Raw genomic sequence first — 21,969 nt, 5'->3', positions numbered from 1 at the left:
AGGGGCTCCGTCGTCCGCGCCACCCCCGGTCCGGTCCGCGGACCAGCCCCTTCGCCGCCCCGGTCGCCACCGCCGCGGCCCGCCTTCCCCGCGCTATCCGATCCGGCTCGCGGTCGACGCGCGCAGCAACTCCTCCTCGTGCGGCAGCAGCCGTACGCCGCTCTGCCGGCAGGCCCGCTCCAGGTGGTCCATGACCGCGGGATCGCCCGAGCTGGCGGCCAGGCCAACCAGCGCCTCCACCACGTCCCGCCGGTCCTGCCCACCGGCACCCGCCGCCGCGGCGGCGGCGAACCACTCCGCCGCCAGCTCACGGTCGCCCCGGTGCAGGGCCAGGTTCCCCTCGATCAACGCGCAGATCCCGTCCTCGGGTCGCACCCCCGGCGTCACGCCCGGGAGGCGTCCCGGCGGCCAGGCCTCCCCGAGGCGCGGCGCGGGCGGCCCCGGGGGCGGGCGCAGCTCGGCCAGCACCGCGACGGCCTCGGCGGAACGGCCGGCGCGGGCCAGTGCCAGCCCCACCGTGCCGAGCACCCGACGGCGGTGGCCGGGGTCGCCGAGGTCCGCCAGCGCCGCCACCACCCGCCGCCCCTGGTCGACGGCGTCGGCGTACCGGCCCTCCAGGCGGGACACCTCGGCCAGGTTGGCCCGGGCGAGGACGCGCAGCCGCTGTTCACCGCTCTGCGCGGCGAGCCGGTCGACCGTGGCCAGCCGGCGCCGGGCAGCCGCCAGGTCGGCGACCCGGATGTCGTGCCAGGCCAGGTTGTTCTGCGCCACCGCCATGTCCCGGACCCGCCCGTGCCGGACGGCCAGCGCGAGCACCGTCTCGGCCTGCGTGCGCGCCTCCCCGTACTCGCCGAGGGCGATCAGGAGGGCGCACAGCACCGTACGCGCCTCCAGCTCGCCCGTGACGTCGCCCGCTTCCCGGAACGCGGCCAGCGCGTCCCGCGCCGCCGGCAGCTCCTCGGCCCCGGCGCCGTGCTCGGCCGCGAGCCGGGCCACCCCGAGCGACGCCCACGCCCGCAGCACCGGGTCGACATCGGCCGTACGCGGGTCCGCCAGCAGGCGCCGCAGCCACTGCCGGCCCGGCACGTCGCGCCCCCGGAACCGCCACCAGCGCGACAGCGCCGCCGCCAGCCGCAACGCGGTCAGCGGGTCGTCGACGGCGGCATGCGCCAGGGCGGAACTGATGTCGCCGCTCACCTCGTCCAGGCGGTGCATCGCCGCCGGCAGGTCGGCGCCGACCAGCTCCGGTGCGGTCCGCGCCACCAACCGGGCGACGACCTGCGCGTGCCGGCGCCGGATCGCGGTCAGCTCGCCGGCGCCGGTCGCCTGCTCCGCGGCGAAGTCGCGTACGGCGTCGAGCAGGCGGAACCGGAACGGCCCGCTGCCCCGGACGCTCAGCAGGCCGAGTTCGACGAGCCGGTCGAGCAGCGGCACCGGATCCACGACCACCGTCCCGTCGGTGTCGGCTGGGTCGGCGAGCATCTCCTCGGCCAGCGCGACCGACCAGCGGTTGCCGAACGCGGCGAGCCGGCGCAACGCGGCCCGCTCGTCCGGTGCGAGGAGGCGGTAGCTGACGGCCACCGCGTCCCGCAGCGTCTCCGCCACCGCCGCCCGGGGGCTCTCCGGGCGGCCCGGATCCCTCGTGTCCCAGCCCGGCCGCTCGGCCGCCCCGGACGAGGTGGCCAGGTCGAGGACGCGGTCGCCGTACCGGTCGAGCAGCTCGTTGAGGTCGAGGATCCGGCCCCGGGCCGCCATCAGCTCGATGGCGAGCGGGAGCCCGCCGAGGCGGCGTACGAGGGCGGCGAGGGCGGGTAGCTCCGCAGGACCGGGCGGCTCCCGGCGCACCTGGGTGAGGCGGGTGATGAAGAGGGCCACGGCGGGGTAGTCGCCCAGCGCCGCCGGGCCCTTCCGCTCGCTGCCCGGCGGCGGTACGTCGAGGGGGGCGACCGGCCACACCCGCTCCCCGGGCAGGCCGACCGGGTGCCGGCCGGTGACCAGCACCCGCAGCGACGGCACCGCCCCGGTGAGGCGGTGCACCGTCTCGGCGACCGCGTCGGGGGCCCGCTCGGCCGCGTCGACGAGCAGCAGCGCCGCTCGGCCGTCGAGGCGGGCGGTCAGCTCGGACAGCCGGGCGACGCCGAAGACGGCGACCGAGGCGGAGAGGACGTCGGCGGCGTCCGAGCCCTCGCCGATGAGCACGCCGGCCGCGCCGCCGGGATGCTCGCGGGCGACCGCGTGGGCCACCGACAGGGCCAGCGCGGTCTTGCCCACGCCGGCCAGCCCGACCAGGCTGACCAGCCGGGGCCCGTGCCCGTCGGTGAACAGCCCGGCCAGCTCGGCCAGGTCCCGGTCGCGACCGATCAGCGCGACCGGGGGCGGGAGCGTGGCCGGCGTACCGGCGTGGTGGTCGAGGTCGACGCGGGCCGGCGGGGCGCCTGCGGGGGTGACCGGCCCGGCGGCCGGGACCGGCCCCCGGGCGGCGGCCAGGAACGCCGACCGGGCGGCTCCGGCCAGCTCCAGCGCGTTGGCGAGCAGCTCGACGGTGGTGCGTTGCGGCCGGGACGAGTGGCCCCGTTCGAGGTCGCGGACGGTCCGGACGCCGACGCCGGCCCGGCTCGCCAGCTCGGCCTGGGTCAGGCCGGCGGCGAGCCGGTGCCCGCGCAGCAGTGCAGACAGCCCGGTCCGACCGCCCGGTTGCGGCGAACGATCATGATCCGGAGTCATGGCCAGGAAGGGTACGGACGGGGTACGACCGACGGCAGACGATCGTCGCCCTGCCGACGCACCGGTGCGGAAATCCGACAGGGGTCCGGACGGACGACGACGCGGACGGGCCCGGTGGCGCGGAGGGGGCCGCCCCACGCCACCGGGCCCGCGCCGGGTCACATGCCCAGGTCGCGCGCAATGATCATGCGCTGCACCTCGGACGTGCCCTCGCCGATCTCCAGGATCTTGGAGTCGCGCCAGAACCGCGCCACCGGGTACTCGTTCATGAAGCCGTAGCCGCCGTGGATCTGGGTCGCCTCGCGGGCGTTGTCCACGGCGATGGTGCTGGCGTGCAGCTTGGCGATGGCGGCCTGCCGCTTGAACGGCTCGCCGGCGAGCATCCGCGCCGCCGCGTCGTAGTAGGCCAGCCGGGCGGTGTGCGCCTTCATCTCCATGTCGGCGATCTTGAACTGGATCGCCTGGTAGTTGCCGATCGGCTGGCCGAACGCCTGGCGCTCCTTCGCGTACCGGACCGACTCGTCGACGCAGCCCTGGGCGAGGCCGACGGCCAGGGCCGCGATGGCGATCCGCCCCTCGTCGAGGATGCGCAGGAACTGGGCGAAGCCCCGGCCGCGCTCGCCGAGCAGGTTGGCCGCCGGCACCCGGCAGTCGTCGAAGGTCAGCTCGTGGGTGTCGGAGGCGTTCCAGCCGACCTTGGAGTAGCCCGGCGCGACGGTGAAGCCCGGCGTGCCGGAGGGCACGATGATGGTCGACAGCTCCTTGGAGCCGTCCGGGCGGGTGCCGGTGACCGCGGTGACGGTGACCAGCGCGGTGATGTCGGTGCCCGAGTTGGTGATGAACGCCTTGGAGCCGTTGATCACCCACTCGCCGGTGGACTCGTCGAGCACCGCGCGGGTCTGCGTGCCCCCGGCGTCCGAGCCGGTGCCCGGCTCGGTCAGCCCGAAGCCGGCCAACGCCTCCCCGCTGAGCAGCTTCGGCAGCCACGTCGCCTTCTGTTCCTCGGTGCCGAAGCGGTAGATCGGCATCGCGCCGAGCGAGACCGCCGCCTCCAGGGTGATCGCCACGCTGGAGTCGACCCGGGCCAGCTCCTCCAGCGCGAGGCAGAGCGCGAAGTAGTCGCCGCCCATGCCGCCGTGCTCCTCGGCGAAGGGCAGGCCGAACAGGCCCATCTTGCCCATCTGCCGGATCACCTCGTACGGGAAGGTGTGCTTCTCGTAGTGCTTCGCGATGACCGGGGCGACCACCTCGCGCGCGAATTCCCGCACGCTCTCCCGCAGCGCCTCTTGCTCCTCGGTGAGCCGGAAGTCCATGACATCCTCCTGTGTGGATGGGCCGCCGGGCGCTCGTGACGCCGGGAACGGACGGGTCGCTGGTGCGCGGTGCGGATCCGGGCCGGCCGGGTGGGCCGGCGACGGGATCAGACCGGGGTGACGCCGTGCCGGCGCCGGGAGAAGTGCCGCTCCTTGGTGCGGGCGGCGGCGAACCGCCGGACCAGCTCGGCGCGCAGCTCGTGCGGCTCGACGATCGCGTCGACGACCAGCTCGCTGGCGAGCCGCACCACGTCGATGTCGCGCTCGTACTCCTCGCGCTTCGCGGCGACGAACGCGGCCCGCTCGGACTCGTCCCCGATCGCCGCGATCTTGTTCGCGTAGACCGCGTTGACCGCCGCCTCGGCGCCCATCACCGCGATCTTGGCGGTGGGCAGCGCGATCGTGGCGTCCGGCTCGAAGCCCGGCCCGGCCATCGCGTAGAGGCCGGCGCCGTACGCCTTGCGGACCACCACGCAGATCTTGGGTACGGTCGCCTCCGAGATCGCGGTGATCATCTTGGCGCCGTGCCGGATGATGCCCTGCTTCTCCACCGCGCTGCCGACCATGAACCCGGGCACGTCGGAGAGGAAGAGCAGCGGCACGTTGAACGCGTCGCAGAGCTGCACGAAGCGGGTCGCCTTGTCGGCGGAGTCGACGAAGAGCACGCCACCCTTGAACATCGAGTTGTTGCCGACCACGCCGACGACCTCGCCGTTCAGCCGGCCGAAGCCGATCGTCAGCTCCTTGGCCCAGAGCGCCTGGATCTCGAAGAAGGAGCCGTCGTCGAGCAGGCCCTTGACGTACCGCCGCATGTCGAACGCCTGCCGCTCGCTCGCCGGCACCAGCGCGGCCAGGTCGGCCTTCTCCGGCGCTTCGACGGCGGGCGCGGCCGGCGGCTGCTGCGTCCAGTTGGTCGGGAGGTAGGACAGGTAGCGCCGCACCACGTCGAGCGCGTCGGCCTCGGTCTTGCAGAGGAAGTGCCCGACGCCGGACTCGGCGCAGTGCACCTTGGCCCCGCCCATCGCCTCCAGCGTGGTCTTCTCGCCGGTGACCATCTCGACCATCCGATCGGAGCCGAGGTACATGCTGGCGTTGCCGTCGACCATGGCGACCACGTCGCAGAACGCCGGGATGTACGCCCCGCCGGCCGCGCTCGGCCCGAACAGCGCGCAGACCTGCGGGATGGAGCCGGAGGCGCGGACCTGGTTCCAGAAGATCTTGCCGGCGCCGCGACGGCCGGGGAAGAGGTCGACCTGGTCGGTGATCCGGGCGCCGGCCGAGTCGACCAGGTAGACCATCGGCACGCTGGTCGAGTAGGCCCGCTCGATGATCCGGATGATCTTCTCGACGGTACGGGCGCCCCAACTGCCCGCCTTGACCGTGGAGTCGTTCGCCATCAGGCAGACCGGGCGGCCGTCGATGGTCGCGGTGCCGGTGACGACGCCGTCGGCGGGGAGCCCTTCGGCCATCGCGTTGGCGTAGAGGCCGTCCTCAACGAAGGAGCCCTCGTCCACCAGGAGCGCGACCCGCTCCCGGGCGAAGAGCTTGCCCTTGGCGGCGTTCGCCGCGTGGTACTTGTCCGCACCGCCGGCCCGGGCCCGCTTGCGCAGCTGCTCCAGTGCCTCACCGTCGAGCGTCACGCCGACTCCCTCGCCACCTGAGCCGGTCACCTCGCGGCGGACCGACTGACCTGAACGATCGTTAGGCTAGCGCATCCGCACGGCGCTCGGCGAGCCGCGTGCGCGGAGGAGCCGGCACCAGGCCGCACCCGTCGGCAAGGCATTGAAAATCATGAATTTATGGGGCTACGCTCCGGGGACCCCTCCTCCCGGATTGGAGTCAGCGATGACCTCACGACTCAACCGGCTCGCGGCCGCGTTCGCCGCGACGGCGCTCGCCACCCTCGGCGTCACGGTCGCCAACCCGACGCCCGCCTCGGCTGCCATGACCATCTGCTACAACACCAGCCAGGCGGGCAGCTTCGCCGGCACGGCCAACCAGGCCGCCTCGATCTGGAACAACGCCACGTCGAACCTGACGCTCACGGCGAACTGCGGCTCCAACCTGCGGATCTACCAGATCACCGGCGGTGGCTCGTACGCCATCCGGACCAGCCTCGGCAACGGGCGGGTCTACATCGACACCCAGCAGGCCCAGCAGTACAGCCCGCTGCGGATCATGACGCACGAGATCGGGCACATCCTCGGCCTGCCCGACAACTACAACGGCAACTGCGCGATCCTGATGTCCGGCGGCAGCGCCGGCACCAGCTGCACCAACCCGTACCCGAGCACCACCGAGGCCAACCGGGTGTCCAGCCTCTTCGCCGGCACCCTCAGCACGAACCGCGTCGGGTCGCAGATCTTCCGCGACAGCTGGCCGGCCACGCCCGCCACGGTGGGCTGACCGACCGGGCACGTCGGAGGGGCCGGCACGACGCCGGCCCCTCCCCGCGTGGAATCAGCCCGGCACGACGCCGGCCCCTCCCCGCGTGCGGTCAGCCCGGCAGCGGCGTCAGCCGGGTACGCGGGCCCGCGCGGAGCACCCCCGACGGGAGCTGCTTGCCGACCAGCTCCTCGGCCAGCTCGGCCACCTCGACCAGGGCGTCCAGGTCGATGCCGGTCTCGATGCCCATGTCGTGCAGCATGTGCACCGCCTCCTCGGTGGCCAGGTTGCCGCTGGCCCCCGGCGCGTACGGGCAGCCGCCGAGGCCGCCGACGCTGGCGTCGAACTCGGTCACGCCCAGCTCCAGCGCGGTCAGCATGTTGGCCAGCGCGGTGCCCCGGGTGTTGTGGAAGTGCAGCAGCACCGGCACGTGCGCGTTGCGGTCGCGTACCGCCGTCAGCAGCTCGCGCACCCGCCGGGGCGTACCCATGCCGGTGGTGTCGCCGAAGGCCACCCGGTCGGCGCCGTCGCGGACCACCCGGTCCACGATGGCGGCCACCCGGGCCGGATCGGTGTCCCCCTCGTACGGGCAGCCGAAACTGGTCGCGACGATCACCTCGGCCTGCGCGCCGGCGCCGTGCAGCAGGTCGATCAGCTCGGCGATGTCGTCCAGCGACTCGTCGGTGGAGCGGTTGACGTTGCGCCGGTTGTGCGTGTCGCTGGCCGAGACCACCACCTCGATCTCGGTGAAGCCGGCGGCCAGCGCCCGCTGCGCGCCCCGGCTGTTCGGCACCAGCGCCGAGTAGCGCACGCCGTCGGCCTTCGCGGCCCGCTGCCACACCTCGTCGGCGTCGGCCATCTGCGGGATCGCCTTCGGGTGCACGAACGAGACGGCCTCGATCCGCTGCACACCGGTGCCGGAGAGGGCGTCGAGCAGCCGCACCTTGGCCTCGGTCGGGATCGGCTCCTCGTTCTGGAGCCCGTCGCGCGGCCCGACCTCCCGGATCGACACGGAGTTCGGCATTTCCGCCATAAGGGGTCACCTCACTGTGACGCAGTGCTTGTGCTGGGTCCCTCCAGCCTCCCACCCATCCGGCCCGTTCCGCACCCAGCGGCGTCGATCATGAGGTTGACCGCGACGACAGCGGCGAACCGCACGGCCAACCTCATGATCGACGCGGCGGACCCGCAGGGGTCAGCGCATTCGGGTGACGATGGCCGTGTCGTAGTCGCCGGAGAGGAACTCCTCGTTCTCCAGCAGCTCGGCGAAGAAGGGGAGGTTGTTCTTCGGGCCGGCCAGCTCGAAGGCGGCCACCGCCGCCCGCGCCCGCTCGATCGCCTCGGCCCGGGTCGCGCCGTCGACGATCAGCTTGGCCATCAGGCTGTCGTAGAACGGGGTGACCGTGTTGCCCTCGACGTAGCCCGAGTCCACCCGTACGCCCTCGCCGGTCGGCTCCACCCAGGTCTTGATCACACCGGGGCCGGGCAGGAAGCGCTTCGGGTCCTCGGCGTTGATCCGCAGCTCGATGGCGTGCCCGCGCGGGGCGAGCGCGTCCGGGTCGAAGGTCGGCGCCAGGCCGGCGGCCACCCGCAGCTGCTCCTCGACCAGGTCGACGCCGTAGACCAGTTCGGTGACGGGGTGCTCCACCTGGAGCCGCGTGTTCATCTCCAGGAAGAAGAATTCTTCGGAGCCGGAACCGTCGCCCTTGGCGTCCCGCTCACGCGGGACCAACAGGCACTCGACCGTGCCCGCGTTGCGGTAGCCCACCGCCTCACCGGCGCGCACGGCGGCGGCCAGGATGCGCTCGCGCAGCTCCGGGGAGACCGCCGGCGACGGCGACTCCTCGACCAGCTTCTGGTTGCGCCGCTGCACCGAGCACTCCCGCTCGCCGAGGGCCACCACCCGGCCGTCGGCCAGGCCGAGGATCTGCACCTCGACGTGGCGCACCCGGGGGAAGTACCGCTCGATGAGCACCGAGCCGTCGCCGAACATCCGCTCGGCGAAGGAGCGCACCTTGTCGTACTCGGTGCGCAGCGCGGCCTCGTCGGTCGCCACGCCCATGCCCATGCCGCCGCCACCGGCCGCGGCCTTGACCATCACCGGGTAGCCGATCTCCGCCGCCGCCGCGACCGCCGCGTCGAGGTCGGCCGCCGGGTCGGTGGTGCCGGGCGCGACCGGCACGCCGGCCGCCGCCATCAGGTTCCGAGCGTTGATCTTGTCGCCCATCGCGGTGATCGCGTCCGCGCCGGGCCCGACCCAGATCAGCCCGCTCGCCTCGACGGTACGGGCGAAGTCCGCGTTCTCCGACAGGAAGCCGTAGCCGGGGTGGATGGCCTGTGCACCGGTCGACTTGGCGGCGGCGAGGATGGCCTCGACGTTGCGGTAGCTCTGGGCCGGGTTGGCCGGTCCCACGCACACCGCCTCGTCGGCCTCCGTGACGAACGGCAGGCCGGCGTCGGCCTCCGAGTGCACCGCGATCGCGCGGACGCCGAGCCGCCTGGCGGTCCGGATGATCCGGCGGGCGATCTCGCCCCGGTTGGCGACCAGCAGCGACTCGATCATGTTTCCTCCAGCGTCCGGGGGTGGGGACGGGTGCTAGGGAACCACGGCCGGAAGGTTACTGACGAGTTGGCCCGGGGTCAGGAGCCGGGGTGGGCCAGGAGAGCTGCCAAGGTGGCGGCGCGGAGCAGCTCGGCCCGGCGGCGCCGGTCCACCTCGCCACCCAGGAACGGCGTCGAGTTCATCAGGCCGAACGCGGCGTGGGCCAGCACCCGTGCCTCGCCGTCGGGCATGCCCGGGTGCAGCGCGGTCAGCACCGTCACCCACTGCTCGACGTAGAGCCGCTGGAGCCGGCGGATCCGGCGGCGCGGCTCGTCGGGGAGGCGGTCCAGCTCGTGCAGGTGCAGGGCGATCACCGCCGGGTTGGCCAACGCGAAGTCGACGTGGAAGTCGATCAGCGACTCCAGCGCGCCGCGCGGGTCGTCGGGGTGGCCGGCGGACCGCTGCTGGCCCCCGGCCAGCAGCTCCTCGCTGACCGGGATCAGCGCGGCGACCAGCATGGCCTCCTTGCCGGCGAAGTGGTGGTAGAGCGCCGGGCCGGTGACGCCGGCGGCCGCGCCGATGTCGTCCATCGATACGCCGTGGTAGCCCCGGGAGGCGAAGAGGCCGACCGCGATCTCCAGGATCTCGTCCCTGCGGGACCGGCGCCGGCCCGACCCCGCGGCACCGTTCGCCCTGCCCCGTGCCTGCTGCTCCACCGTCACCGGGCAAGCGTAGACCTCGACCGGCCTGCCGTGGAGCCTCCGTTACCCGTCGGTTGGCTCACGTCCGCCGCCCGTGCCGCCCGGCCCGGGCCCGGGCCCGGGCGTGCGGTCCTGCGCGCGCAGGAGGAACGTACGGGGCGGCCGGGGCCTCGCCCGTACGGCGCCGCGGCCCTTGACCCTCGACCGGGTCGAGCCCCGAGGGTCGCCGTCATGACCGCACCCCCGCTCGGCCGCGACTACCGACTGCTCTGGTCCGCCGCCGTGTCCTCGCGCCTGGGCGACGCCCTGCGTACGCCGGCACTGGCGCTGCTGGCCGCGACGCGGCGTCGCGCCGGTGGCGCGCCAGCACGGCGGTGAGCAGGGCCAGCAGGGGCAGCCCGGCGGCTGCGGCGAGCAGCACGCCACCCCAGTCACGCCACACCTGACCCACCGGGGCAGCCTAGCCGCGCGCCCCGTCGCGGTGGTGCAGGCCGGAGAGGCGCATCGCGACCCGGTGCCGGGCCGGCGGCACGGCGCCGAGCAGGCGGAACAGCAGGTTCCGGGCCGGCCGGGCGGCCGGCGGCAGGGTGGCGAGCCGGGTCAGCCGGGCGGCGAGGGCCACGACCTCCTCGGCCATCGGGCGGCGCCGGGCCGCGTACGCGTCGAGCAGCGTGTCGGGCGCGCCGGCCAGCACGTCGGCGAGCGTGCTGCCGAGGTCGACCGCGTCCACGATGCCGAGGTTCATCCCCTGCCCGCCGGCGGGGCTGTGCACGTGCCCGGCGTCGCCGGCGAGCAGCACCCGGCCGCTGCGGAAGGTGTCGGCGATCCGGTGGTGGATCCGGAACCGGGAGCCCCAGAGCACCTCCGTCACCCGGTCGGGGCGGCGGGTTGGCCCGCGCTCGTCGAGCAACGCCTGAAGGTGGGCCCGGTCGGGCGCGGCCGGAGCCTCCGCCACCGCCGCGACCAGCCGGACCACCCCGTCGGGCAGCGGCGCCCAGACCAGCGGGCCGGAGCGGGCCAGGAAGAGGGACACCCGGTCGCGGGGCAGCACGCTCTCCAGCCGGACGTCGGCGAGGACGAACGACTCCTCGCCGCCGGCCGGGCCGGAGAAGCCGATCCCGGCCCGCTCCCGCACCGTGCTGTGCATCCCGTCGGCGCCGACCAGGTAGCGGGCCCGGACCGTCGCGCCGCCCCCGAACGTGGCGACCACGCCAGCGGCGTCTCGGTCCAGGCCGGTCAACGCGTACGGACGCAGCACCGGGACGCCGAGCGCGGCGAGCTGCCCGGCGAGCACCTCCTCGGTGACCGACTGGGACACCATCAGCGCGTAGGCGTGCCGGGAGGGCAGCGTGTCGAACGGCACGGTGAGCAGCGCCCGGTCGCGGTCGCGGACGGTGAACCCCGGCGACCGCAGCCCGCGCGCCACCAGCGGGGCGCCGGCGCCGATCCCGTCCAGCGTCTCCAGGGTGTACGCGTGCACGACCGCCGCCCGGGAGGTCCGCGCCCGCCGGTCCAGCCGGTCGACCACGGTCACCCCGACCCCGCGCCGGGCCAGGGTCAGCGCGGCGGTCAGCCCGGTCGGGCCGGCGCCCACCACCAGGACGTCCGTGCTCGTGGGCAGCATCGTCGACCTCCGTCCGTTTATGCCAACGCTTGTTGGCAAACGCTTGTTGGCAACGTTAGGCCGGCCGCCGATGGAGTGTCAACAGGCGTTGGCATACGGTCGTGGGCATGACCGACGCCCCGCCGACCCGTACCCGCCGCTCCGACGCCACCCGGGCGGCGATCCTCCGCGCCGCCCGCGAACGCTTCGCCGCCGACGGCTACGACCGGGCGACCATCCGGGCCATCGCGGCGGACGCGCGGATCGACCCGTCGATGGTGATGCGCTACTACGGCAGCAAGGAGGGGCTCTTCGCGGCGGCGGCCGAGTTCGACCTGCGGCTGCCCGAGCTGGCCGACGTACCACCCGAACGGCTCGGCGAGCTGCTGGTCCGGCACTTCGTCGACCGGTGGGAGACCGACGGGACGATGGCCGCGCTGCTGCGTACGGCCGCCACCAACCCGGCGGCGGCCGAGCGGATGCGGGGCATCTTCGCCGACCAGCTCACCACGGCGGTGGCCCGGGTCGTGCCGGAACCGGCGCAGGCCCCCCGGCGGGCGGGGCTGGTCGCCAGCCAGATGCTCGGCCTGGCGTTGACCCGGTACGTGCTCCGGCTGCCCCCGGTGGTCGACGCCGACCCGGCCGAGCTGGTCGCCTGGATCGCGCCGACCGTCCAGCGCTACCTGCGCGGCGCACCGGACGCCTGACCGGGCCGCAACAGCCGTGCGGCCCATCCGCGCGGGATCCGCGCACCCGGCGCGTGGTCGCCGGTCCCGCGTCGTCGCGCCGACGAACGACCACCCAACCTTTCCGGCTCCCGGTGCGTCTGCCTGGTGACGCGGAACGCGAGACGGCCGGCCGGAGGGAGGGCGGATGGGACCGCCGACGACCGACGACGGGCGGGACGGCTACGTCACGTTCGTCGAGTGCCACCAGCACCGGCTGCTGCGCGCGGCCTACCTGGTCTGCGGCAACCGGCACCAGGCCGAGGACCTGCTCCAGGAGGCCCTGCTCAAGCTGGCCCTGCGCTGGCCGGTCGTGCGGCACGGCGACCCGGCCGCGTACGTGCGGGCCATCCTCTACCGCGACGCCGTCTCCTGGTGGCGCCGGCGCCGCCGCGAGTGGCTGGCCGCGTACCCGCCGGAGCGGGCGACGACCGAAGGCGACGGGGCGCTGCGGCTCGCGCTGCGCGACGCCCTCGGCCAACTACCGCCCCGGCAGCGGGCCGTGCTGGTGCTGCGCTACTTCGAAGACCTCACCGAGGCCGCCACCGCCGAGGCGCTCGGCGTCACCGTCGGCACCGTGAAGAGCCAGTGCCACGCGGCACTGCGCCGGCTCCGTGAGGTCGCACCGGAGCTTCGTCACGACGAGGGACTGCCCGGCGGCGGCCTGGCCACCGGAATGGAGGTGAACCCGTGAGGGAAGAGGATCTGCATTGGCTGCTCACCGTCGCCACCGAGGACGTCCGGCCGACGCGCCCGGCGGCGACCGGCTGGGAACGGGCCCGCCGGGTGCGCCGCGCCCGCCGCGCCGCCGGCACCACCGCGCTCGCCGTCGCCCTGCTCGCCGGCGGTACGGCACTGGCCCTACGCCCCGCCGACCGGCCACCACCGGCCGCCACCGTGACACCGCAGGTGAGCCGGACCCCGCACCCCGTGCCCGTACGGACGCCCCCGGCCGAACTGGCCTATCCCGGGCACCCGCTGGGCCGCCTCGGCGACCCGGTCGGCGCGGCGCTCTCCGACCGGCCCGTACGCCGGGCACTGGCGCTGCACCAGCCCGTCGATCCGGGAACCGGCGTCGCCGGCCGGATCCGGGTCCTCGGCGACGACGGCGTCGTACGCGACCTCGACGTGGTCACCCCCGCCCCGACCCGCGACGCCGAGGGCAACGAGGCGGTGCCGTTGAAGAGCGGCAGCCTCTCCCCGGACGGGCGGACCGCCGCCTTCGCCCAGACCGACGAGGTGATCGTGGTCGACCTGACCACCGCCGCCGTACGCCGTCACCCGCTGAAGGGCTACCTGGAGCAGGTGCTCTGGGCCGGCGACCGGCTCCTCGTCGGCGACGACGACACCACGTACGAGCTGGACCGGGCCACGGGCGTTGCCCGGAAGCTGCCGGTGTCGCCCTGGGACGCGGTCGCGCCCGACCCGGCGGCCCCGCCGAACGTCCCGCTCGAACTGGGCGGCACGCCGCCGAACCTGACGGCGGTCGTCCAGTGGACCGACGACGAGACGCACCGCAGCTACGGCGCGGTCGACTTCCGCGCGCTACCCCCCGGTCACCGGGTCGACGAGTTCTACGGGCGGGGCTGGCAGCGCGGCGACCGGGTGGCCCGCGCCGGCTGGATCACCACCGGCACCATGGGCGGGCTGGAGGGCGTCGCGGTGCTGAACGCCCGGACGCGCGTGGTGACCCACCTGCTCGACCTGGGCCGGGACCGGTGGAAGGGCTGCTGCGAGGTGCTCGGCTGGGACTCCGACGGCGCGGTGCTGCTGCGCCACAGCCCGGGCGGGCTGCTGCGCTGGCAGCCGGAGACCGGCGAGGTGACGGGCGTGACGCGCAACCTGTTCGGGGCGGTGTCGCTGGCCGCCGGTTGAGCGGGCGGCCGGAACGCGCCGGGCGAGGAGGTCGACGCCCGTCCCGCCGTCGTACGACAGCGGGGCCGGTCCCCGCGCGACCTCGACGGGCCGCGCGGGGACCGGCCGGCGCGTCAGCCCGCCAGGCCGCCCGGCTGGTCGCCCTTCACGACGGGGGCCCGGACCAGGTTGCCCCACTCGGTCCACGAGCCGTCGTAGTTGCGCACCTGCGGGTAGCCCAGCAGGTGCCGCAGCACGAACCAGGTGTGGCTCGACCGCTCGCCGATGCGGCAGTACGCCACGATGTCGTCGTCCGGGCTGAGCCCGAGCTGGTCGGCGTAGATCGCGCGCAACTCGTCCGCCGACTTGAACGTGCCGTCGTCGTTGGCGGCGGACTTCCACGGCTTGCTGACCGCCCCCGGGATGTGCCCGCCGCGCAGCGCGCCCTCCTGCGGGTAGTCCGGCATGTGCAGCATCTCGCCGGTGTACTCGCCCGGCGACCGGACGTCGACCAGCGGGCGGCCCGCCGCCACGTGCGCCATCACCTGCTCGCGGTACGCCCGCACGGGCGCGTCGTCGCGCTGCGGCACCGGGTAGTCGGCGTGCGGCCGGGCCGGCTTGTCCCGGGTCAGGTCGCGCCCCTCGGCGACCCACTTCTGCCGGCCGCCGTCGAGCAGCCGCACGTCCGGGTGGCCGAAAAGGGTGAACACCCACAGGGCGTACGCGGCCCACCAGTTGAAGTTGTCGCCGTAGAAGACGACCGTGTCGCCCCGGCCGATGCCCTTGGCGGCGCACAGCTCGGCGAAGCTCTTCGCGTCGAGGTAGTCGCGGGTCACCTGGTCGTTGAGTTCGGTGTGCCAGTCCACCTTCACGGCGCCCGGGATGTGGCCGGTGTCGTAGAGCAGCACGTCCTCGTCGCACTCGACGACGACGAGGCCCTCGTCGCCCAGGTGCTCGGCCAACCATTCGGTGGTGACCAACCGCTGCGGGTCCGCGTACGACTGGAGTCGGGGATCGGGATCGCTCGGCACAGACATGATCCCCAAGGTACGCCGCATCCCGGTCCACGGCCGGTCATCAGCAAGCGGCGTCGCCTTCCGGTCAGGCGCGGCGATGGGCGATCCGGCCGGCGACCACGGTCACCAGGCAGGCACCGTCGGCGTCGAGAACCGCCAGGTCGGCGCGCCCGCCGGGCGCCAGCGCCGGCGGTGCGGCGGCGGCCAGCACCAGCAGGTCGCTGCGCTCCACGGCGGCCCGCAGCGCCGGATCGGTCAGGTGACCGGCCAGCACGGCGGTCACCCCGAGGCGCAGCAGCGCGTGCACCCGCTCGCGGGGGGTGTCGGCGGCCGGCAGCGGCCCGTCGTGCAGCAGCCCCGGCCCGAGCGTGCCCGGCCAGCGGCGGATCCGGGCTCCGGCGTACGCCTCGGTCAGCTCGGCCAGCGGCCCGACCGCGACGATCCGGTCGGACCGGACCACGACGGCGGCCCCGGCGACGGGTGCGGCGTCGGGCGCGGTCCGCAGCAGCGGCGCGGCGTGCAGGGTGAGCACGGCTCAGTCGGCGATCGGGTCGAGCGACGGGCGTTTGGCGGTGACCGTGTCGCCGGAGGAGCGGCCGGTGAGGCGGCGCTTGATCCACGGCGCCAGGTGCCGCCCCGCCCAGCGCAGGTCGGCGGCGCGGGCGGCCAGCCAGGGCGTGGGCGCCGGGTGCGGCGGCACCATCAGCCACTCCTCGTCGCAGCCGACGCCCAGCGCGTTGAGCACCTGCGCGGCGACCCGGCGGTGCCCGGCCTCCGACAGGTGCAGCCGGTCGGTGCTCCAGAGCATCGGGTTCAGGTACGCGTCGTCGGCGTACAGGTCGACCAGGATCGCGCCGTGGCGCTCGGCGGTCTCGCCGACGGCCCGGTTCAGCAGCTGCACCCGGGGCGCGACGAGCCGCTGACCGGGCAGCCGGGCCATCACGTCGGCGAACCGGAAGAGGACCACGTCGGCGCCGCCGGAGCGCAGCCTGCGCACCACGTCGTCGAAGCGGGTCACCAGGGCGTCCGGGTCGAAGGTGCGGCGCAGCACGTCGTTGCCGCCGGCGGCGAAGCTGATCAGGTCGGGCTTCATGGCGAGCGCCGCCGGCACCTGCTCGGCCACCACGCCGGGGAAGAGCCGGCCCCGGATGGCCAGGTTCGCGTAGCGGAAGTCGGGGCCGGTCTCGGCGGCCAGCCGGGTGGCCACCAGGTCCGCCCAGCCCCGGTAGCTGCCGTCCGGATACGCGTCGTCCATGCCCTCGGTGAAGCTGTCCCCGACCGCCACGTAACTGCGCCAGCGCACCTGATCATCCCTCCGACGTGCGGCGGGGAAGGGCGCCTCGTCATCGCTTCCGGTGGAGGAAGGGGCCCTTCCCGACGCGGGACAGTCTTCACCAGGAGGGCCGGTGCCGGGGGGCACCGACGGACAAACGTGGCGGAGGTCATCGTGGACGGCGGGGCCTGATCTTCGCTCCGCTCGGGATCAAGGAGTTCGATGGCGCTGTCGGCCATCCGTCGGAGCGTTCCATTTGCGGGAACTGCCGGCCGGCCGGCACCGTCCGGTCAGGTGGATGGGGACGCCAGCAGGTGCGCCGCGGTCCCCGGTGTGCGAGCCTCGTCCAAGCCCTTTCACCAAGGTCACACCACTTGTCACCGCCGGGTCACCCTCTGCACCGCAGACGGCGACGCCGCCCGTACGTCCTGGGAGAAACACCGTGCCGAACCTCGACATGGCACTGAAGACCGCGATGAGCATCGACGGCGCGATCGGCGCCGCACTCGTCGACTACAACAGCGGCATGACCCTCGGCGTGGCAGGCGGAACCGGGGAGATCGACCTGACCGTCGCCGCCGCCGGCAACACCGATGTCGTCCGCGCCAAGCTGCGCACCATCGAGATGCTCAACCTGAACGACGAGATCGAGGACATCCTCATCACCCTCGGCACGCAGTACCACCTGATCCGCCCGGTGACCAGCCGCACCGGCAAGGGACTCTTCCTCTACCTGATGGTGAGCAAGAGCCGCGCCAACCTGGCGATGGCACGCCACCAGCTGCGCAGCATCGAGGAGAGCCTGGAGCTGTGAGCGGGATCGACGACACCGAGACCCCCCTGCCCCGCCGCACCGCACGCGGCACGGGAACCCTCCCGCCGCCTCGACCGTTGCCCCCGTCGCTCGCCGGGAGCACGTCGCTGCCGTACCCGGCGATCGGGCACGAACTGTCGGAGCTGCGGCTACAGATCCCGGGGGTGCACGGCTGCGTCCTCGGCGGCGTGGACGGCCTGCTCATCACCCACAACCTGCAGACCGACGTCGACCCGAGCGACCTGGCGGCGCTCGCCGCCACCACGTACGGGCTGGGCCGGCAGGTCGGGCTCCGGCTGGGGCAGGGGGACTTCCAGCAGTCCACCGTCCGCAACGCCAGCGGCTACCTGAGCGTCTACGCGGTCAGCTCGCAGGCGCTGCTCGCGGTGGTCGGCGAGGACAGCATCAACGTGGCCCGGCTGCACCTGCACGCCCCGCCGGTGGCGAGGCGCCTCGAAGCACTGCTGGAGCAGGCCGTCCACGGTTCCTGAGGGTCGGCCCTGCTCCCCCGGGTGGGCAGGGCTGACCGCTCCACCCGAAATGGATCGTCGCCCTGCCGCCGGCCGCCGTACGCTGCGCCAATGCTGCTACGCATGTCGACCCTGCTGCTCCGGACCCTGCGCGAGGACCCGGCCGACGCGGAGGTGCCGAGCCACCGGCTCCTGCTGCGAGCCGGCTACGTCCGTCGCGCCGCACCGGGCGGCTACACCTGGCTGCCGCTGGGCAAGCTGGTGCTGGACCGGGTCACCGAGGTGGTCCGGCAGGAGATGACGGCGATCGGCGACCAGGAGGTGCACTTCCCGGCGCTGCTGCCGGCCGAGCCCTACCGGACCAGCGGCCGGTGGACGGAGTACGGCGACGACATCTTCACCCTCGCCGACCGGCGCGGCGCGGAGCACCTGCTCGCGCCCACCCACGAGGAACTGGCCGCGCTGCTGGTCAAGGACCTGTTCAGCTCGTACCGGGACTTCCCGGTGACGCTCTTCCAGATCCAGACGAAGTTCCGCGACGAGGCCCGGCCCCGGGCCGGCCTGCTGCGCGGGCGCGAGTTCCTGATGAAGGACGCCTACTCGTTCGACCTCGACGAGGCGGGCCTCGCGGCGGCGTACGAGCGGCACCGGGGCGCGTACCGGCGGATCTTCGACCGGCTCGGGCTGGAGCACACGATCGTGCGCGCGACGTCCGGGGCGATGGGCGGTTCGGCGTCGGAGGAGTTCCTGGCGGCCACGCCCGTCGGCGAGGACACCTTCGTCGGCTGCACCGCCTGCGACTACGCGGCCAACACCGAGGCGGTGACCACGCCCGCCCCGCCGGCCGGCGACCCGGACGCCCAGCCGGCGGCCGAGGTGCACGACACCCCCGAGACCCCGACCATCACCAGCCTGGTCGCGCTGGCCAACGCCCGGCGCCTGGGCGGGCGGGACGACTGGACCGCCGCCGACACCCTCAAGAACGTGGTGCTCGCCCTGCGCCGCCCCGGCGCGGAGGAGACCGAGTTGCTGGTGGTCGGGCTGCCCGGCGACCGCGAGGTCGACCTGAAGCGGCTCGGCGCGGCCGTCGTCCCGGCCGCGGTGGACGTCTTCGACGGCTGGGACGACCACCCGGAGTTGATCCGCGGCTATATCGGACCGCAGGTCATGGCGAAGCTCGGCATCCGCTACCTGGTCGATCCCCGGGTGGTGCCGGGCAGCGCGTGGCTGACCGGCGCGAACGAGCCGGGCCGGCACGCGACGGGGCTGGTCTGCGGCCGGGACTTCGTCCCGGACGGCACGATCGAGGCGGCCGAGGTGCGGCCCGGCGATTCCTGCCCGGCGTGCGGCAACGGCGAGCTGACCATGCGGCGCGGCATCGAGATCGGGCACATCTTCCAGCTCGGCCGCCGCTACACCGACGCCTTCGCAGTGGACGTGCTCGGCCCCGCCGGCAAGCCCGTCCGGCCGACCATGGGCTGCTACGGGATCGGGGTGTCCCGCGCGGTCGCCGCGATCGCCGAGCAGCACCACGACGAGCGGGGGCTGGTCTGGCCGGAGGCGGTCGCGCCGTGCGACGTACACCTGGTGGCCGCCGGGAAGGGGCCGCAGTTGGAGGTGGCGCTGAAGCTCGCCCGGCGGCTCGCCGCCGCCGGCCTGCGGGTGCTCGTCGACGACCGAACGCACGTCTCCGCCGGGGTGAAGTTCACCGACGCCGAGCTGATCGGCATCCCGCGCGCCGTCGTGGTCGGCCGCCGTCTCGCCGAGGGGTACGTGGAGCTGCGCGACCGGGCGTCCGGCGAGCGCGACGAACTACCGGTCGACGAGGTGGCTGACCAACTCGTCGAACGGGTACACCGGGAGCGCGGGAGCGTGGTGTAGCGAACGTGTCACGGGGTACCGCAGTCCGATCGGCGCAAGTGTTCTGGAGGCTCTCATGACCGGTTACCGGGTCAGCGACGTGATGACGAAGCAGGTCATCTACCTGCCCGCCGAGACCAACCTGGACGAGGCGGCCCGGGTGATGAAGGAGGCGGACATCGGCGACGTGGTGGTCACCGACGGCGCCACCCTCGCGGGCATGCTCACCGACCGGGACATCGTCGTACGGGCGGTGGCCGAGCGCAGCGACCCGGCCATCACCACGATCGGCTCGATCATCACCCGCGAGGTGGTGATGATCGAGCAGCACTCGACCGCGGCCGAGGCGGCGGCCCTGATGCGGGAGCGGGGCATCCGGCGGGTGCTGGTCTGCGACAGCGAGCGCAAGCTGGTCGGCATCGTCTCCCTCGGCGACCTCGCGATGCAGCTCGACCCCCACTCGGCGCTGAGCGACATCAGCGAGCAGGCGCCCACCGTCTGAGGTGCACGGAAGGGCCCTTCCCCAGGTTCCCGGCAGCGGAGGGGTCCCTTCCCGGCGGCGGTAGCCTCGGGGCATGTCATCCATGCCGGCCAGGCTTTCCGAGATCGTCGACGAGTTCGCCGCCGCACCCCGCGACGTGGTGCTGGAGATGCTGCTGGAGTACGCCGACGTCGTCCCGCCGCTGCCCGCCGGCGCCGCCGACCGGGAGGGCATGGAGCAGGTGCCGGAGTGCCAGACGGCGTTCTTCCTGCGGGCCCGGGTGACGCCGGAGAAGACGGTGGAGACCCTCTTCGACTGCCCGCCGGAGGCGCCCACCACGCGCGCGTTCGCCGGCATCCTCGCCGAGGGGCTGGCCGGGGCGAGCGCGGACGAGGTGCTCGCCGTGCCCGACGACCTCTACCAGCGGATGGGGCTGGCCCAGGCGATCAGCCCGCTGCGGGTGCGCGGGGGCACGGCCATCCTGGCCCGGCTCAAGCGGCAGGTCCGGGAACAGACCAGCTAGACGGAGGGTTGTCACCCCACATGGAGATCGAGATCTACGCCGACGTCGTGTGCCCCTGGTGCTACATCGGCAAGCGGCGGCTGGAGCAGGCCCTGGAGTCGTACGACGGCGAGGTGACCGTCCGCTACCGGCCGTTCCAGCTCGATCCGTCGCCGGTGGCGCAGCCGCGTCCCCTTGTGGAGGCGATGGCCGCGAAGTTCGGCGGGCCGGACCGGGTCCGGCAGATGTTCGGTCAGGTGACGGAGGTGGCGGCCCAGGTGGGCCTGAGGCTCGACTTCGACCGCGCGGTCGCCGCGAACACCTTCGACGCGCACCGCCTGGTCGCCTGGGCCACCGAGCGGGGGCGTGCCGCCGAGATGGTCGACGCGCTCTACCGCGCCCACTTCACCGACGGCGTCGACGTGGGCTCGCGGGACGCGCTCGCCGGGCTCGCCGCCGGGGTGGGCCTGGACGCCACCGAGGCCCGCCGCTTCCTCGACTCCGACGAGCGGGTGGCGGAACTCTCCGACGAGCTGACCACCGCCCGGCAGATCGGGGTGACCAGCGTGCCCACCTTCGTGCTGGCCGGCCGGTACGCGGTCACCGGCGCCCAGGAGCCGGAGACGCTGCTCGCCGCCCTGGCCGAGGTGGGCCGCCGCGAGGCCGAGGCAGGCTGAGCCGGCCCCGGGCGACGACGGCGGGGCCCACCGCCGACCACCGGACATCGACGCGCGCAATGTTTCACGTGCAACGGTATCGACGTCGATGAACGGTCAGACCGGCTTGGCCAGGCCCTCCATCACGCGCGCGCCGGGCAGTGCACCGAGCGCCGGCCCGGGCAGCGTGATCTTGCTGTGCCGTACGCCCGACCCGATGATCACGTGCGGGGTGGCGACGACGCGCGCGTCGACGAGGATCGGCCACTGCTCCGGCAGCCCGATCGGGGTGATGCCGCCGTACTCCATTCCGGTCAGCTCCACCGCCTCGGCCATCGGCGCGAAGCTCGCCTTCCGCACGTCGAGCGTGCGCCGGGCCACGCCGTTGACGTCGACGCGGGTGGTGGCGAGCACGACGCAGGCCGCGTAGCGCACGACCCCCTCACGCTTGCCTGCCACCACGACACAGTTGGCCGACTCGTCCAGCCTCACCTCGTACGCGGCGCAGAAGGCGGCGGTGTCGGCCAACTCCGCGTCGATCGGCGCCACCAGCACGTCGTCCACGTCCACCGGCGCCTCGGCGGGCCACTGCCCGACGGCGGCGGCGACCGGCGGCGCCAGCAGGTCGGGCCGGCCGCGGGCAGGTTCGGTCTTGAGCGTCCCCATCACGCCTGCAATCCTCGCACCCGGCCACGCCCGGGCCGCCAGCACACACCGTCGGCGGGTGGAAACGTCGGCGGCAGGGGGTCACCCCTATCGATCCGGAGACGGGTTCCGGCGGCGTGTGGGGGCAGGCGATGCCGGGTACCGGCGCCGACATGAGTGATCTTCCGCTGCACATCCTGACCGACGCCGGCTTCACCACCGACGAGGCGAACTCCATCGTCGACCACCTCCTGAAGGGTGTGGACACCCACGACGGGAGGGGCGAGACCGACCGGATCGACGTCGAGGCGCTCCCGCCGGAGAAGAAGGCCGCAATCGACAAGTTCAACCTCGCCGTGGCCGCCGATTTCTAGCCGCCCGGCGCACCGGCCCGTCCCGGACCAC

The 21,969-nt window shown here is 74.1% G+C and carries 23 protein-coding genes; 12 read left to right on the top strand and 11 right to left on the bottom strand.

What is annotated here, in order from left to right; all coding sequences use genetic code 11:
• Positions 1-93: 93 nt before the first annotated feature.
• The 3 genes from CLT72_RS22620 to CLT72_RS22610 form a co-directional block, all read right to left on the bottom strand.
• Positions 94-2,724 carry an ATP-binding protein gene (locus tag CLT72_RS22620; protein WP_101413493.1) on the bottom strand — a complete coding sequence of 877 codons (2,631 nt, stop codon included), beginning with the start codon at positions 2,722-2,724 and terminating at the stop codon, positions 94-96.
• A gap of 158 nt (positions 2,725-2,882) precedes the next feature.
• On the bottom strand, positions 2,883-4,037 hold the full coding sequence (locus tag CLT72_RS22615; RefSeq protein WP_101413492.1) for an acyl-CoA dehydrogenase family protein: 1,155 nt from the start codon (positions 4,035-4,037) through the stop codon (positions 2,883-2,885).
• Positions 4,038-4,144: 107 nt separating this feature from the next.
• Positions 4,145-5,677 (bottom strand): acyl-CoA carboxylase subunit beta, encoded by a 1,533-nt coding sequence (locus CLT72_RS22610; protein ID WP_101413491.1) that lies wholly within the window; start codon positions 5,675-5,677, stop codon positions 4,145-4,147.
• Positions 5,678-5,882: 205 nt separating this feature from the next.
• Here CLT72_RS22610 and CLT72_RS22605 point away from each other — a divergent pair, with 205 nt between their 5' ends.
• Positions 5,883-6,443 carry a snapalysin family zinc-dependent metalloprotease gene (locus tag CLT72_RS22605; RefSeq protein WP_101413490.1) on the top strand — a complete coding sequence of 187 codons (561 nt, stop codon included), beginning with the start codon at positions 5,883-5,885 and terminating at the stop codon, positions 6,441-6,443.
• Positions 6,444-6,534: 91 nt separating this feature from the next.
• On the opposite strand, the gene CLT72_RS22600 is transcribed toward CLT72_RS22605, so the two are convergent.
• The 3 genes from CLT72_RS22600 to CLT72_RS22590 all read right to left on the bottom strand — a co-directional run bounded on the left by CLT72_RS22600 (position 6,535) and on the right by CLT72_RS22590 (position 9,686).
• Complete coding sequence (locus CLT72_RS22600; protein ID WP_101413489.1) at positions 6,535-7,455, bottom strand: hydroxymethylglutaryl-CoA lyase; 921 nt, start codon at positions 7,453-7,455, stop codon at positions 6,535-6,537.
• Between the two features lie 162 nt (positions 7,456-7,617).
• A complete protein-coding gene (locus tag CLT72_RS22595; protein WP_101413488.1) occupies positions 7,618-8,985 on the bottom strand; it encodes an acetyl-CoA carboxylase biotin carboxylase subunit in 1,368 nt (455 codons plus the stop codon).
• Between the two features lie 77 nt (positions 8,986-9,062).
• Complete coding sequence (locus CLT72_RS22590) at positions 9,063-9,686, bottom strand: TetR/AcrR family transcriptional regulator (protein WP_089002753.1); 624 nt, start codon at positions 9,684-9,686, stop codon at positions 9,063-9,065.
• A 210-nt stretch (positions 9,687-9,896) separates the two neighbouring features.
• Between CLT72_RS22590 and CLT72_RS32020 the strand changes: the two genes are divergently transcribed.
• Positions 9,897-10,043 (top strand): hypothetical protein, encoded by a 147-nt coding sequence (locus CLT72_RS32020; RefSeq protein ID WP_158242061.1) that lies wholly within the window; start codon positions 9,897-9,899, stop codon positions 10,041-10,043.
• Positions 10,044-10,125: 82 nt separating this feature from the next.
• On the opposite strand, the gene CLT72_RS22585 is transcribed toward CLT72_RS32020, so the two are convergent.
• Positions 10,126-11,289: an FAD-dependent oxidoreductase gene (locus CLT72_RS22585; RefSeq protein WP_101413487.1), complete on the bottom strand. Its 1,164-nt coding sequence runs from the start codon at positions 11,287-11,289 to the stop codon at positions 10,126-10,128.
• Between the two features lie 107 nt (positions 11,290-11,396).
• Here CLT72_RS22585 and CLT72_RS22580 point away from each other — a divergent pair, with 107 nt between their 5' ends.
• From CLT72_RS22580 to CLT72_RS22570, 3 genes are all read left to right on the top strand, one after another.
• The gene (locus tag CLT72_RS22580; protein WP_199184624.1) at positions 11,397-11,975 is read left to right on the top strand and encodes a TetR/AcrR family transcriptional regulator; all 579 of its coding nucleotides are present in this window, start codon (positions 11,397-11,399) and stop codon (positions 11,973-11,975) included.
• A 166-nt stretch (positions 11,976-12,141) separates the two neighbouring features.
• Positions 12,142-12,687, top strand: a complete 546-nt coding sequence (locus CLT72_RS22575; protein WP_101413485.1) for a SigE family RNA polymerase sigma factor — start codon at positions 12,142-12,144, stop codon at positions 12,685-12,687.
• Positions 12,684-13,868, top strand: coding sequence for a hypothetical protein (locus CLT72_RS22570; protein WP_101413484.1), 1,185 nt, complete (start codon positions 12,684-12,686; stop codon positions 13,866-13,868). Before CLT72_RS22575 ends, CLT72_RS22570 begins: the two co-directional genes overlap by 4 nt.
• 113 nt (positions 13,869-13,981) lie before the next feature.
• Here the strand turns inward: CLT72_RS22570 and CLT72_RS22565 are convergent, their stop codons facing one another.
• The 3 genes from CLT72_RS22565 to CLT72_RS22555 all read right to left on the bottom strand — a co-directional run bounded on the left by CLT72_RS22565 (position 13,982) and on the right by CLT72_RS22555 (position 16,166).
• Complete coding sequence (locus CLT72_RS22565; protein ID WP_101415325.1) at positions 13,982-14,884, bottom strand: sulfurtransferase; 903 nt, start codon at positions 14,882-14,884, stop codon at positions 13,982-13,984.
• Between the two features lie 64 nt (positions 14,885-14,948).
• Positions 14,949-15,395, bottom strand: coding sequence for an imidazolonepropionase-like domain-containing protein (locus CLT72_RS22560; RefSeq protein WP_101413483.1), 447 nt, complete (start codon positions 15,393-15,395; stop codon positions 14,949-14,951).
• A gap of 3 nt (positions 15,396-15,398) precedes the next feature.
• Positions 15,399-16,166 (bottom strand): SGNH/GDSL hydrolase family protein, encoded by a 768-nt coding sequence (locus tag CLT72_RS22555; protein ID WP_101413482.1) that lies wholly within the window; start codon positions 16,164-16,166, stop codon positions 15,399-15,401.
• Positions 16,167-16,578: 412 nt separating this feature from the next.
• On the opposite strand from CLT72_RS22555, the gene CLT72_RS22550 reads away from it, so the two are divergent.
• The 6 genes from CLT72_RS22550 to CLT72_RS22525 all read left to right on the top strand — a co-directional run bounded on the left by CLT72_RS22550 (position 16,579) and on the right by CLT72_RS22525 (position 20,940).
• Positions 16,579-16,950: a hypothetical protein gene (locus tag CLT72_RS22550; RefSeq protein ID WP_089002762.1), complete on the top strand. Its 372-nt coding sequence runs from the start codon at positions 16,579-16,581 to the stop codon at positions 16,948-16,950.
• Positions 16,947-17,441 (top strand): roadblock/LC7 domain-containing protein, encoded by a 495-nt coding sequence (locus CLT72_RS22545; protein WP_101413481.1) that lies wholly within the window; start codon positions 16,947-16,949, stop codon positions 17,439-17,441. Before CLT72_RS22550 ends, CLT72_RS22545 begins: the two co-directional genes overlap by 4 nt.
• A gap of 90 nt (positions 17,442-17,531) precedes the next feature.
• Positions 17,532-19,301, top strand: coding sequence for a proline--tRNA ligase (locus CLT72_RS22540; protein WP_101413480.1), 1,770 nt, complete (start codon positions 17,532-17,534; stop codon positions 19,299-19,301).
• 55 nt (positions 19,302-19,356) lie between these two features.
• Positions 19,357-19,782: a CBS domain-containing protein gene (locus CLT72_RS22535; RefSeq protein WP_101413479.1), complete on the top strand. Its 426-nt coding sequence runs from the start codon at positions 19,357-19,359 to the stop codon at positions 19,780-19,782.
• A gap of 73 nt (positions 19,783-19,855) precedes the next feature.
• On the top strand, positions 19,856-20,284 hold the full coding sequence (locus tag CLT72_RS22530; protein WP_101413478.1) for a SufE family protein: 429 nt from the start codon (positions 19,856-19,858) through the stop codon (positions 20,282-20,284).
• A gap of 20 nt (positions 20,285-20,304) precedes the next feature.
• Positions 20,305-20,940 (top strand): DsbA family oxidoreductase, encoded by a 636-nt coding sequence (locus CLT72_RS22525; RefSeq protein ID WP_101413477.1) that lies wholly within the window; start codon positions 20,305-20,307, stop codon positions 20,938-20,940.
• Positions 20,941-21,036: 96 nt separating this feature from the next.
• Here the strand turns inward: CLT72_RS22525 and CLT72_RS22520 are convergent, their stop codons facing one another.
• Complete coding sequence (locus CLT72_RS22520) at positions 21,037-21,585, bottom strand: YbaK/EbsC family protein (RefSeq protein ID WP_101413476.1); 549 nt, start codon at positions 21,583-21,585, stop codon at positions 21,037-21,039.
• A 152-nt stretch (positions 21,586-21,737) separates the two neighbouring features.
• Between CLT72_RS22520 and CLT72_RS22515 the strand changes: the two genes are divergently transcribed.
• Complete coding sequence (locus CLT72_RS22515) at positions 21,738-21,938, top strand: hypothetical protein (protein ID WP_144082310.1); 201 nt, start codon at positions 21,738-21,740, stop codon at positions 21,936-21,938.
• Positions 21,939-21,969 lie beyond the last annotated feature (31 nt).

This window comes from Micromonospora sp. CNZ309 (assembly GCF_002846525.1).
This window is presented reverse-complemented; position numbering and strand designations above follow the sequence as displayed.